The organism is Limnohabitans planktonicus II-D5, assembly GCF_001270065.2.
Lineage (GTDB): Bacteria > Pseudomonadota > Gammaproteobacteria > Burkholderiales > Burkholderiaceae_C > Limnohabitans_A > Limnohabitans_A planktonicus.
Window position 1 is genome coordinate 17831 of sequence record NZ_LFYT02000012.1, and the last position, 12856, is coordinate 30686.

Sequence of the window (12856 nt, forward strand, 5' to 3'; positions counted from 1 at the left end):
AAAAAATTCAACACTTCCGATCGGTGTGTTGAACTTGCAGGAAGACAAGCCATATGGGCGCGACGGGTTATTTCACACATCCCACATGTTGGAAACACGAGATGGGTGCGGGCCATCCAGAATGTCCAGAGCGGCTGGGTGCCATTGAGGACCGTTTGCTGGTCACTGGGCTGGACATGGCTTTGCAGCGGCGAGAGGCCGGGCCAGCCGCTTTGGCCGACATTGAACTGGCCCACGGGCGCATGCATGTGGCGTCTTTGCGGGGCCTGAGCGATGTGTTGCGTGAAGACATGGCCGCTGGCGGCCCCAGCCACACGTCGATCGACCCGGACACGCTGATCAACGTTCACACCTGGGATGCCGCTTTGCTGTCAGCCGGGGCGGCGATTGAGGCCACCGATGCGGTCATGGCTGGTGAGTTGGAGAACGCTTTTTGCGCTGTGCGCCCGCCCGGTCACCATGCATGCCGGGACAAGGCCATGGGGTTTTGCTTTTTCAACAACGTGGCCATTGCCGCCAAGCATGCGGTGGAGCGCTATGGGCTCAAACGCGTGGCCATCGTGGATTTTGATGTGCACCACGGCAATGGCACCGAAGACATCGTGGCCGGGGATGAGCGGATTTTGATGGTCAGTTTTTTTCAGCACCCGTTTTACCCGGAGGGCGGTTCACAGTCGAATGCGCGCAATCTGGTCAATTTGCCCGTGCCCGCTTACACCCGGGGCATGGACATCCGGGAGTTGATCGACATGATGTGGATGCCGCGTCTGGAGGCGCACCGGCCTGAGCTGATTTTCATCAGCGCAGGTTTTGACGCACACCGCGAAGACGACATGGGGCAAATGGGGCTGGTCGAGCAGGACTATGCCTGGATCACCCAGCGCATCAAGGATGTGGCCCTGCGCCATGCCAAGGGGCGCATCGTGAGTTGTCTGGAGGGCGGCTACAACCTGAACGCTTTGGGCCGCAGCGTCGAGGCGCATTTGCGCGTGCTGGCCGACGTTTGAGCCCTGACTGGGCCGCCGAGCGGCCTGCGGCTTTGGGCACAATCGGGGGCATGACTGATTCAACTGTTCCCACAGGGGCCGATGTGCTGCTGCACGAGCGCGATGCGCGCGGCGTGCACCGCCTGACCCTGAACCAAGCAAGCACCTTCAACACCCTGGGCGAGGACATGCTGCATGCCCTGCAAAACGCCCTGCACCAGATCGCTCAGGACGAGCACGCCCGCGTGGTGGTGCTGGCGGCGGCGGGCAAGGCTTTTTGCGCCGGGCACAACCTCAAGGAAATGCGGGCGCAGCCCGAGATGGCCTACTACCAAAAGCTGTTTGCGCAGTGCACGCGCATGATGCTTTCCATTCAGAACCTGCCGGTGCCGGTGATTGCGCGCGTGCAGGGTGTGGCCACCGCTGCGGGCTGCCAGCTGGTGGCGCAATGCGATCTGGCGGTGGCGGCCGAGACCGCCCGCTTTGGGGTCAATGGCATCGATGTGGGTCTGTTTTGTGCCACGCCCAGCGTGCCCCTGGTGCGCAATATGCACGCCAAGCAAGCCATGGAAATGCTGCTCACAGGCGGCTTCATCAACGCGCAAGAGGCCAGCCAGCGCGGCCTGATCAACCGCGTGAGCCCACCCGAGGGGCTGGATGCACAAGTGAATGAATGGGTTGACTCGATCTTGAGCAAACCCCGCGAAGCCGTGCGCATGGGCAAGGCGCTGTTTTACAAGCAGCGTGAAATGGGCATCGAAGCTGCTTACCAATTGGCCGGTCAAACCATGGCCTGCAACATGATGCACGCCGACGCCCAGGAAGGCGTGCAGGCATTTATTGACAAAAGGAGCCCCGCATGGCGAGCATGAAGTCACTTCACATCACCGACCCCCTGGCTTGGCTGGACACGCTGGTTCGTGCCGATTCCTTGCACGTTTTGTTGGCGTTTGTCGTTTGTGTGGGCTTGTCCTGGGGGGCTGCCTGGCTGGTGCGCCGCGCCTTTGCAGGGGCCGAGTTGTCGATCCTTTTGGGAAAACGCTTGGTGGACGGGGTGCTGTTCCCCACTTTGTTGCTGGGCCTGACCTTTGCTTCGCGTGCGCTGTTGACCACCGACCACCCCATGGCCTTGTATGACATCTTGTTGCCGGTGTGCATTTCTCTGGCTCTGATCCGTCTGGGCGTCAAGGTGATGCAGGTGGCCTTCGGAGAAGCCCATTTTGTGAGGGTGCTGGAGCGCACCATTTCCTGGATGGCATGGCTGGCCGTGGTGTTGTGGGTCACAGGGGTTTTACCGCTGTTGCTTGAGGAACTTGATCAAATCCGCTGGAAGGTCGGTGGCAGTGTCTTGTCGATGCGCACATTGATCGAGGGCGCGCTGACGGCAGGTGCCGTCATGATCGTCATGTTGTGGGTGTCGGCTGCGCTGGAGTCTCGTTTGCTCAGATCGGCCACGGGCAGCGATTTGTCGCTGCGCAAAGTCATCAGCAACACCGTGCGCACTGCTTTGATGTTTGTCGGCTTGATGCTGGCTTTGTCCACTGTGGGCATTGACCTGACGGCCTTGTCCGTATTGGGTGGTGCGGTGGGCGTGGGCATTGGTTTTGGCCTGCAGAAGTTGGCGGCCAATTACGTCAGCGGTTTTGTCATCCTGGCCGAGCGCAGCATGCGCATTGGCGACATGGTGCGGGTCGACGGGTTTGAGGGCCGTATCACCGACATCAAGGCCCGTTACACGGTCATTCGGGCCTTGTCGGGGCGTGAATCCATTGTGCCCAATGAAATGTTGATCACCCAGCGGGTGGAAAATCTCTCGCTGGCCGATCCCATGGTGTCGCAAAGCACGCAAGTGACGGTCGCCTACAACAGCCCTGTGGACTTGGTTGTGGACTTGCTGCAAGACGCCTGCAAGGCCCAAGCCCGCGTGCTGCCCGAGCCTGCGCCCACTGCTTGTTTGGTCACATTTGGCGTCTATGGCCTGGAGTTTTCCGTGTCGTACTGGATTGCCGATCCAGAAAACGGCCCGCTCAAACTCAAGTCAGACATCAACCGCGCCATCTTGCAGGCTTTGCATGCCCACGGCATAGACATTCCGCCCCCCCCTCCTGCGGTGCATGCCCTGTTGCCCCCCGCTGCCTGATCCTGACGGCATGGCCGAGTATTTGCAGGTCGCTGCCGTTTTGCAGGTCGGCGGCTTCAGCCCCGACATGGGGCGGTTGCCCAAGCCTGCAAACGTCGGACGCTGGGAGGGGCGAACAACGGAGCAGGTTTTTCATCCGGCCTTTGAAGTATGAAGCGATGATCAGACGCTTGTCGCATGCGGGTAGCGCCTCGGTCTGTGTGGCAGCCCCGCCGCCTGCGCGATGGGTGTTGGTCGGCGGGGGGGATTGCAGCGGGGGGTGATCGCAGCGGGGGCAACGCTCCCACAAGTGAAGAGCCCTGCAAACTTTACAGGGCCGCACCTATAGAGAGCTCTTCGAAGACTCCGACGAATCTTGTGTTGATGCTGTCAGGGCTACTGACCATGAAAAACGGCACGCCTTGGCGTGCCGTTTTTGCAATTGGATGACGCTGTCAGTCCATCATGGAGGGCAGCCACAGGCTCAAGCCCGGGAATGCCAGCAAAACGCCCAAGCAGATGATCAACACCACCACCAGCGGCCAAACACCACGGAAGATGGTGCCCAGCCCCACTTTGGGCAGCAGGGTGTTGATGACGAACAGGTTCATGCCCACAGGCGGCGAGATCAGACCGATCTGGATCACCATCACGATCAGCACACCAAACCACACCGGGTCAAAGCCCAGCTGCGTGACGATGGGGAAGAACAGCGGAATGGTCAGCAGCACCATGGTCAACTCTTCCATCACGGTGCCCAAGATCACGTAGATCAGCATCATGGCGCCCACGATCATGATCGGCGACAGGCCCAGGTGGGTGATCCACTCCTTGAGTTCCATGGGCATGCTGGTGAAGTTGACGAAGTTGGCAAAAATGGTGGCCGAAATCAGCAACGTGAACAGCATGGCGGTGGTGCGGGCTGATTCGACCAACACCTCAAACAAGGCCTTGAAGCTCAGAGCCCCCCGTGCCACGGCAAACAGGAATGCACCCATGGCCCCCATGCCAGCGCCTTCGGTGGCGGTGAAGAAGCCGCCATAGATGCCGCCCAGCACAATGACCACCAGCAGCAAAACCCCCCAGATGCCGCGCAGTGCCGCCCAGCGTTGTGACCAGCTGAATTTTTCGCCTGCTGGCGCATGTTCGGGGTCACGCGAGGTCATGATCACCACGGCCACCATCATGAGAATGGCGGTCATCAAGCCGGGAATCACCCCAGCCGCGAACAATTTGCCGATGTGGGTCTCGGTGATGATGCCGTAGATCACCATGATGGTGGACGGCGGAATCATGATGCCCAGGGTGCCGCCCGCTGCGATCACACCGGTGGACAGTGCATCGCTGTAGCCGAGCTTTTTCATGGACGGGTAGGCCACTTTGCTCATGGTTGCAGCCGTTGCAATCGACGAACCGCAAATGGCCCCAAAGCCAGCACAGGCCGCGATGGTGGCGTGCGCCAATCCGCCACGGCGGTGACCGATGAAGGTGTAGGCAGCATGAAAGAGTTCATGTGCCAGTCCAGCACGAGCCACAAAGTTGCCCATCAGGATGAACAGCGGGATCACCGAGAGTGTGTAGGCAAAACCGGTTTCGTAAACCACTTGGGCGGTGCTGGCGAGCGCCGGCATCCAGCCGCGGGTCAGGCCAATGCCCACCAAGCCCACCAGGCCCATGGAGAAAGCCAGAGGCACACGCAAGAGCGCCAGGCCAAAGATGGCCGCAAATCCAATCAGCGCTTCAATCACAGCACGCCTCCTTCGTTGTCTTGTTGTTCCTTGAACATCAAGCTCAAGTGGATGAGGCCGGTGAAGGCGCACAGCATGCCCATGCCATAGATGAACGGGGCTTTGAGAATTTTGAGTTGGGCCGTGGTTTCACCGGTTTGCAGAAAGTCGCCACCGGTTTTCCACATCAGCCAGCCCAGGGCAATCAATGCGGCACCGCACACCAGGTGCACCAAGGCGCGTTGGATTTTTTTGATGAAGTCGGGCAAATAGGGGTCCATCGAGTCGAACACCACATGTTCGCCACGCTCGGACACCAAAGGCAGAGCGCCGAAAATGACAACCACCATCAGCAATTCGGTCAATTCCAGAGACCCGGTGATGGAGTTGCCCAAAAATTTTCTTCCCCCTACATCGAGGAAGGTGAGCAGCATGATCGCAAAGAGGGCGATTCCGGCGAGTAGCCCGCAAAGGGTTTCAAGCAGTTTTTTCAAAACAGGTGTCTTTCAAATTCAAAAGGCGGTCCCCTCTTACAGACAGGGACCGCCGGTTGTTCCTTTTGCCCCATCGGGCAAAGCGGGAATCACTTTTCCAGTTTGGCGATTTCGGCGCGGAAGTCAGCCAGCACTTTGGCTGGGTTCTTCAGGCCCTTGCCTTCAGCGGCTTTGACCCAGGCTTGCTCCAGAGGTGCGGTTTTGGCTTTGACGTCGGCAACGAACTTGGCATCGGCCTTGGTGACCGCCACACCGTTGACTTGCATCAGCGCAAAGGCGCGGCGGTCCACTTTGTCCCAGCCACGGCCAAAGATGCGGGCAGCGGTTTCGCCAGAGATGGCATCCACGGCTTTTTTGTCTTCTGCAGACAGCTTGTCGTACTTGGCCTGGTTCATCATGAAGACGAAGCTGGTGTTGTACAGACCGCCTGGGAAGGTGGTGGCGTGCTTGATGATTTTGTCGATCTTGAACGATTCGGTGGACTCTGCGGGGAACAGCGTGCCGTCCATCACACCGCTGGACAACAGTTCATACGAGTCCGGTGCGGGTTTGAGCGTGACATTCATGCCCAGCGCTTTGGACATGTCGTTGACCATGCCACCGCCAACGCGGAATTTCAGGCCAGACAGGTCATCCACCTTGGTGATGGGGCGCTTGGTGTTGAACACAATGCCAGGGCCATGGGTGAACAAGCTGATCACCTTGACGCCAGGGTGCTCGGCCGCAAATTCTGGGTGCTTGTCACTCACGCGGCTTAAGGCGACCGAGATGGTTTCGGAGCTGTTGCCCAGGAAAGGCAGTTCGGCCATTTGCGGAGCGATGAAGCGGCCGGGGGTGTAGCCATGTACGGTGTAAGACACGTCGGCCAAACCATTTTTGACCGCGTCATAAGTGCCAGGGGCAGGCGTCACGCCACGGGGCAAGATGTTGCATTTGATGCGGCCTTTGGTGTTGGCCTCCAGCAGGTCGCACCATTCTTTTTGGGCCATGCTGGCTGTGTGGGTGGGCGGCAGCCAGCTGGAAACTGTCAGAACAGTTTGAGCTTGAGCTGTGCCAGCCAAGCTGGCCAGAGCTGTAAATGACAAGGAAAACAGGATTTTCTTCATGGTGGACTCCACACAAATTGATGATTAAACATAATCTAATCGGTTGATGACCAGACTGCTATGGATAGTAACCCGAATTCACCGACCGATTGGTCGGTGAATTCCCGGGGGTAGGATGTAACAGTTTGCTTCAGTTGAGTGTGTAAAATACGAACGGTCGTGCTTTTTTTGGGTGATTCGATAACACCCAAGGGTAATTTGGTGCAAAATTGCTGTTTACGTTGACGTAAACGTCAATTGATTTCAGACTTTCAAAATCAATCCAATCGGAGATGCTTTCATGAAAATTCTTGTTCCCGTGAAGCGGGTGGTGGACTACAACGTTAAAGTGCGCGTGAAGTCCGATGGCTCCGGTGTGGACATCGCCAATGTCAAGATGAGCATGAACCCCTTTGACGAGATCGCCGTTGAAGAAGCCGTGCGCCTGAAAGAAAAAGGTTTTGCCACCGAAGTCATCGCTGTGTCTTGTGGCGTGGCCCAGTGCCAGGAAACCTTGCGCACCGCCATGGCCATTGGTGCCGACCGCGGCATTCTGGTCGAAACCCCGGCTGACTTGGACCTGCAGCCCTTGGCAGTGGCCAAGTTGCTCAAGGCCCTGGTGGACAAAGAGCAACCCGGTCTGATCATTTTGGGCAAGCAAGCGATTGACGACGACTGCAACCAAACCGGCCAAATGCTGGCCGCGCTGGCTGACCTGCCCCAGGCCACTTTCGCCTCCAAGGTCGAAATCGTGGACGGCAAAGCACAAGTCACCCGCGAAATTGATGGTGGCCTGGAAGTGCTGTCCATCAGCTTGCCCGCTGTGATCACCACCGACTTGCGCCTGAACGAGCCGCGTTATGTGACGCTGCCCAACATCATGAAGGCCAAGAAAAAGCAACTCGACAACTTCAAACCAGAGGACCTGGGCGTCGATGTGGCCCCACGCATCAAGACCTTGAAAGTGGCCGAGCCCGCCAAGCGCAGCGCTGGCATCAAGGTGCCCGATGTCGCCACGCTGGTGGATAAATTGAAAAACGTGGCCAAAGTCATTTGAGGTTCAGGGTTTGGCGTTGTGTGTTCAGCGTGAAATTCATAACGCTCAACGCTCAACGCTCAACCCTTAACGCCCAACCCCTAACCCTCAACGCTTAACGCTCAACCATCATGACTTCTCTCGTCATTGCAGAACACGACAACGCCTCGATCAAAGGCGCCACCCTCAACACCGTGACCGCTGCCGCCGCTTGCGGTGGTGACGTGCATGTGCTCGTCGCAGGCCACAACGCAGGCGCTGCAGCAGCGGCTGCTGCCCAGATCGCAGGTGTTGCCAAAGTGATCCACGCCGACAGCGAAGCGCTGGCACACAGCTTGGCCGAAAACGTCGCCGCGCAAGTGCTGGCCATCTCCAGCAACTACAGCCACATCCTGTTCCCCGCGACCGCTGCTGGCAAGAACGTCGCCCCCCGCGTGGCCGCCAAACTCGATGTGGCGCAGATCAGCGATGTGACGCAAGTCATCTCGGCCGACACCTTCGAGCGCCCGATCTACGCGGGCAACGCCATGGCCACGGTACAAAGCACCGACGCGACCAAAGTCATCACCGTGCGCACCACCGGCTTTGATGCCGCAGCCGCCACGGGTGGCAGCGCCGCGGTGGAAAGCGCAGCCGCCCAAGCCGACAGCGGCAAGAGCAGCTTCACGCGCAGCGAAATTGCCAAGAACGACCGCCCAGAACTCACAGCCGCCAAGATCATTGTGTCGGGTGGCCGCGCATTGGGCAGCGCCGAAAAGTTCAACGAAGTGATGACCCCCCTGGCCGACAAGTTGGGTGCTGCCATCGGTGCCAGCCGCGCAGCGGTGGACGCAGGCTACGCTGCCAACGACCTGCAAGTGGGCCAGACCGGCAAGATCGTCGCACCTCAGCTGTACATTGCAGCGGGTATCTCGGGTGCGATCCAGCACTTGGCGGGCATGAAGGATTCGAAGGTGATCGTGGCGATCAACAAAGATCCTGAGGCCCCCATTTTCAGCGTGGCCGACTTTGGCCTCGAAGCCGATTTGTTTGCCGCTGTGCCTGAATTGACCCAGGCGCTCTGATTCATCAGCATCACCACAAAAGGCATCGTTCGCGATGCCTTTTTTGTAACCTCACCCAGACTTACCGGAGACTTTCATGAGCTACACCGCACCCCTCAAGGACATGCTGTTCAACATCGAGCACCTGGCCCGCATCGACCAGATTGCGACAATTCCTGGCTTTGAAGACGCTGGTCTGGAAACCGCGCAGGCAGTGCTGGAGGAGTGCGGCAAGCTCAACCGCGATGTGATCGCCCCGCTGAACTGGGAAGGTGACAAGAACCCGTCCTACCACCACGACGGCCATCAGGTCACGACCACGCCCGGCTTCAAGGAAGCCTACAAACAATTCACCCAAGGCGGCTGGCAAAGCCTGCAGCACCCGGCTGAGTTTGGTGGCCAGGGCTTGCCCAAAACCATCGGCGCGGCTTGCGGAGAAATGCTCAACTCGGCCAATATGAGTTTTGCGCTTTGCCCCATGCTGACGGACGGTGCCATCGAGGCTTTGCTGACGGCTGGGTCAGACGACATGAAGGCCAAGTACCTTGAAAAACTCATCTCGGGTGAGTGGACCGGCACCATGAACCTGACCGAGCCGCAAGCGGGTTCGGACCTGGCTGCCGTGCGCACCCGTGCCGAGCCCCAGCCCGACGGCACTTACAAAGTCTTTGGCACCAAGATCTACATCACCTACGGTGAGCACGATATGGCCGACAACATCATCCATCTGGTCTTGGCCCGTGTGGTGGGCGCACCGGAAGGCGTCAAGGGCATCAGCCTGTTTGTGGTGCCCAAATTCATGGTCAATGGCGATGGCTCACTGGGCGCGCGCAACGACGTGCATTGCGTCTCCATCGAACACAAGATGGGCATCAAGGCCAGCCCCACGGCAGTGCTGCAGTACGGCGACGGCATGGCGGCGAGCATTGCAGACAGCACCGGGCCCGGCGCTGTGGGCTTCCTGGTGGGCGAAGAAAACCGTGGTCTCGAATACATGTTCATCATGATGAACGCCGCCCGCTATGCGGTGGGCGTGCAGGGCATCTCGATTGCCGAGCGCGCTTACCAGCATGCCGTGCAATACGCCCGTGACCGGGTGCAAAGCCGCCCGGTGGATGGCAGCTTGCCTGGCGCTGGCCCCATCATTCACCACCCCGATGTGCGACGCATGCTTATGACCATGCGCGCCTACACCGAAGGCTGTCGTTCGCTGGCCTCGGTGGCCGCCGCCGCCTACGACGCCGCGCACCATCACCCCGATGCCGAGGTGCGCAAGCAAAACCAGTCTTTCTATGAATTCATGGTGCCTCTGGTCAAGGGCTACAGCACCGAGATGAGCCTGGAAGTCACCAGCCTGGGCGTGCAGGTGCACGGCGGCATGGGCTTCATCGAAGAAACCGGTTGCGCCCAGTACTACCGCGACGCCAAGATTCTGACCATTTACGAAGGCACCACCGCCATCCAGGCCAACGACCTGGTGGGCCGCAAAACAGCCCGCGACGGTGGCCAGACCGCCAAGGCGCTGGCTGCGCAAGTGGCCCAAACCGAAAGTGAACTGGCTGCATCGGGCAATCCCGACGCACTGGCCGTGGCCCGTCGCCTCAAAGCCGCCCGCGAAGCTTTTGTGGACGTGGTCGAATTTGTGGCGGGCAACACCAAGGCCCACCCCAACGACGTGTTTGCAGGCAGCGTGCCTTACCTCATGCTGGCGGGCAACCTGATGGCGGGCTGGCAAATGGGCCGAGCCTTGCTGGTGGCCCTTACACCCGAAGCGCAAGCCCAAGACGCCGCCTTCATGGCCGCCAAGGTCACCACCGCGCGGTTTTATGCTGACCACATTTTGTCCAAGGCCCCCGGCATCCGCGACAGCATTGTCGAAGGTGCAGGCAGCGTGACAGCCATGGCGCTCGACGCGTTCTGACAACGTGGCTTTGAACAAGCATTTGCAAAGTTTTAAACCATCGCCAGCAGGGCTGGCTCCTACAGGGGACAAGCACCATGCCGGTTTTCCTCACGCATGGGGCCGACACGAGGCAGCTGCCAGTGCCGGTTTTTTTGTAGGAGCTTGCCCTGCAAGCGATGGCCTGCCGTCCAGCACGGACACATCGCCAGCAGGGCTGGCTCCTGCAGGCGACTTGGATGTGCCGTGGTCCACCGCCATGGGTCGACTTGTCGCCGCGCCGACACCGTTTGATGCCTTTGTTCTCTCACAATAGACCGATAATTTTCAGGAGACTTCATGTCCAAGCTGCCCCCCGTTCTGGCGAATTTGCCCTTCCCCGCCATCGCTTCGCCCCTGTTCATCATCAGCAACCCCAAGCTGGTCATTGAGCAGTGCAAAGCGGGCATCGTCGGCTCCATGCCCGCTTTGAATGCCCGCCCTGCTGCGCAACTCGAAGAGTGGTTGATTGAAATCACCGAAGCACTGGCCGCCTACAACGCCGCCAACCCCGACAAGCCCGCTGCGCCCTTTGCCATCAACCAGATCGTGCACAAAAGCAACGACCGCCTTGAGCACGACATGGCCATGTGCGTGAAATACAAGGTGCCGATCATCATCACCTCGCTGGGCGCTCGCGAAGAGATCAACGCTGCAGCCCACAGCTATGGCGGCGTGGTGCTGCACGACATCATCAACAACAAGCACGCACACAAGGCGATTGAAAAAGGCGCAGACGGCCTGATCGCCGTGGCCGCAGGTGCCGGTGGCCATGCGGGCGTCAAAAGCCCGTTCGCCCTGATCCAGGAAATCCGCCAGTGGTTCGACGGCCCGGTGGCTTTGTCGGGCTCGATCGCGACGGGCGATGCGATTTTGGCGGCGCAAGCCATGGGCGCGGACTTTGCCTACATCGGCTCAGCCTTCATTGCCACGCACGAAGCGCGTGCCGCCGAAGATTACAAACAAGCCATTGTCGACAGCAACTCCGACGACATCGTCTACAGCAACCTGTTCACCGGGGTGCATGGTAACTACCTGGCCCCGTCGATTCGCGCAGCGGGCCTGGACCCCGAAAACTTGCCTGAGTCCGACCCCAGCAAGATGAACTTTGGTGGCGACGCCAAAAAAGCCTGGAAGGACATCTGGGGCTGCGGACAAGGCATTGGCGCGATCCAGGCGGTGCAAAGCACGGCCGATTTGGTGGCCCAGTTCAAGGCCCAGTACCAAGCCGCCCGCGCCCGTTTGGCGCTTTGAGCGTCTTGCGCACGACTGTCGCTGCCCCTGAGGTCGTGCCTACCTCGGGGCGCGCCTGGCTGATTGACCTGCTCAAGGCACTGGGCTGTGTCTTGATCGTGCTCCACCATCTGGCATTTTACGGGCCCATGTCGGACGTCGTGATGGGTGTCTGGCCCCAGCTGATCGAATGGTTGTTTGACCGTGCGCGACTGGCGGTGCAGATGTTCTTGGTCTGTGCTGGTTTTTTGACGGCGGGCAGTTTGCGCCACGTCATGAGACTCGATGCCCCATTGGCTGCGCAGTGGCTGTGGCGTCGTTACTTGAGACTGTCCCTGCCGCTGCTGGCTGCCCTGAGTGTGGTGGTGTTGGTGTCTGAAATCATCAGGCCTGGATTTGATCACCCCTCTTTGTCCGCATTGCCCACATGGTGGCAGGCTTGGGCGCATGTCTTTTTATTGCAGCATCTGTTGGATTTGGAGGCCTTGTCGGCGGGTGTTTGGTATGTGGCCGTGGATTTTCAGCTGTATGCGCTGGCTATGCTGGTGCTGGCTGTGGCACAGCGGTTGAGCCGCTGGAAAGCTCACACGCGTGCAGAGGTTTGGTGCAATCGCCTTTGGCTGATGCTGGCCGCAGCGTCTTTGTGGTGGTGGAGCGGCATCGAAAGTCTGGACGATTACGCCCTCTATTTTTGTGCCTCTTACGCCATGGGTTGGCTGGCCTATCAGACTCGGCTGGCAAGGATGGCGGGAAAAATCGGGTTCAGTTTTGGAATTGTTGTGATTTTGGGTGCCGTGGCGCTCTGGCTGGATCCGAATTGGAGGCTGGCGACTGCCTTGACGGTGGCGGCCTTGTTGGTCGCTGCTCCGCAGGAGTGGTTTGCGCCTCCTGAGGGCTGTGGCTTGTGGTGTCGGACCATTCAGGCGATCTCAAGGATGTCTTACGCCGTGTTCGTGGTCCATTTTGGCATCAGCTTGGCGGTCAATGCCTGGGTGTCGCAACGTTGGCCTGATCAGCTGTTGCCCAATGCATTGGGGATGCTGGGCTCTTTGGCGCTGTCTTTGTTGGCCGGGGCTTTGCTTTTTAAATATGTGGAGCAACCCCGCCCGACGGTCATGCGCTGGCTGCGTTGGGTGGGGATTTTCATGCTCAGTGTGGCGCTGGCCATGCACATCAACAGCCTGGCGGGCTGAA

Annotated in this window: 12 protein-coding genes; 9 read left to right on the forward strand and 3 right to left on the reverse strand. The window is 59.3% G+C overall.

Annotated features, from left to right (window positions below; all coding sequences use genetic code 11):
• Positions 1-53: 53 nt before the first annotated feature.
• From H663_RS31135 to H663_RS41610, 4 genes are read left to right on the forward strand one after another with little or no spacing between them, the layout of a single operon-like run.
• The gene (locus H663_RS31135) at positions 54-1007 is read left to right on the forward strand and encodes a histone deacetylase family protein (protein WP_053173905.1); all 954 of its coding nucleotides are present in this window, start codon (positions 54-56) and stop codon (positions 1005-1007) included.
• A 50-nt stretch (positions 1008-1057) separates the two neighbouring features.
• Positions 1058-1858 (forward strand): enoyl-CoA hydratase, encoded by an 801-nt coding sequence (locus H663_RS31140; protein ID WP_053176718.1) that lies wholly within the window; start codon positions 1058-1060, stop codon positions 1856-1858.
• The gene (locus H663_RS31145) at positions 1846-3126 is read left to right on the forward strand and encodes a mechanosensitive ion channel family protein (RefSeq protein WP_053173907.1); all 1281 of its coding nucleotides are present in this window, start codon (positions 1846-1848) and stop codon (positions 3124-3126) included. Before H663_RS31140 ends, H663_RS31145 begins: the two co-directional genes overlap by 13 nt.
• Before the next feature lie 10 nt (positions 3127-3136).
• Positions 3137-3280 (forward strand): hypothetical protein, encoded by a 144-nt coding sequence (locus H663_RS41610; protein ID WP_165803903.1) that lies wholly within the window; start codon positions 3137-3139, stop codon positions 3278-3280.
• 280 nt (positions 3281-3560) lie between these two features.
• Here H663_RS41610 and H663_RS31150 read toward each other — a convergent pair whose 3' ends face one another.
• The 3 genes from H663_RS31150 to H663_RS31160 form a co-directional block, all read right to left on the reverse strand.
• Positions 3561-4853 carry a TRAP transporter large permease gene (locus H663_RS31150; protein ID WP_053173908.1) on the reverse strand — a complete coding sequence of 431 codons (1293 nt, stop codon included), beginning with the start codon at positions 4851-4853 and terminating at the stop codon, positions 3561-3563.
• Entirely contained in the window at positions 4850-5266 is a 417-nt protein-coding gene (locus H663_RS31155) for a TRAP transporter small permease (RefSeq protein ID WP_083451351.1), read from the reverse strand. Before H663_RS31155 ends, H663_RS31150 begins: the two co-directional genes overlap by 4 nt.
• 149 nt (positions 5267-5415) lie before the next feature.
• Positions 5416-6432: a TRAP transporter substrate-binding protein gene (locus H663_RS31160; RefSeq protein ID WP_053173912.1), complete on the reverse strand. Its 1017-nt coding sequence runs from the start codon at positions 6430-6432 to the stop codon at positions 5416-5418.
• 280 nt (positions 6433-6712) lie between these two features.
• Between H663_RS31160 and H663_RS31165 the strand changes: the two genes are divergently transcribed.
• From H663_RS31165 to H663_RS31185, 5 genes are all read left to right on the forward strand, one after another.
• The gene (locus H663_RS31165; protein WP_053173914.1) at positions 6713-7468 is read left to right on the forward strand and encodes an electron transfer flavoprotein subunit beta/FixA family protein; all 756 of its coding nucleotides are present in this window, start codon (positions 6713-6715) and stop codon (positions 7466-7468) included.
• Positions 7469-7578: 110 nt separating this feature from the next.
• Positions 7579-8511 carry an electron transfer flavoprotein subunit alpha/FixB family protein gene (locus tag H663_RS31170; protein WP_053173916.1) on the forward strand — a complete coding sequence of 311 codons (933 nt, stop codon included), beginning with the start codon at positions 7579-7581 and terminating at the stop codon, positions 8509-8511.
• 76 nt (positions 8512-8587) lie between these two features.
• Positions 8588-10411 carry an acyl-CoA dehydrogenase gene (locus H663_RS31175; RefSeq protein ID WP_053173918.1) on the forward strand — a complete coding sequence of 608 codons (1824 nt, stop codon included), beginning with the start codon at positions 8588-8590 and terminating at the stop codon, positions 10409-10411.
• A gap of 318 nt (positions 10412-10729) precedes the next feature.
• Entirely contained in the window at positions 10730-11683 is a 954-nt protein-coding gene (locus H663_RS31180) for an NAD(P)H-dependent flavin oxidoreductase (RefSeq protein ID WP_053173920.1), read from the forward strand.
• Between the two features lie 5 nt (positions 11684-11688).
• Complete coding sequence (locus tag H663_RS31185) at positions 11689-12855, forward strand: acyltransferase family protein (RefSeq protein WP_240620495.1); 1167 nt, start codon at positions 11689-11691, stop codon at positions 12853-12855.
• Position 12856: the final 1 nt, after the last annotated feature.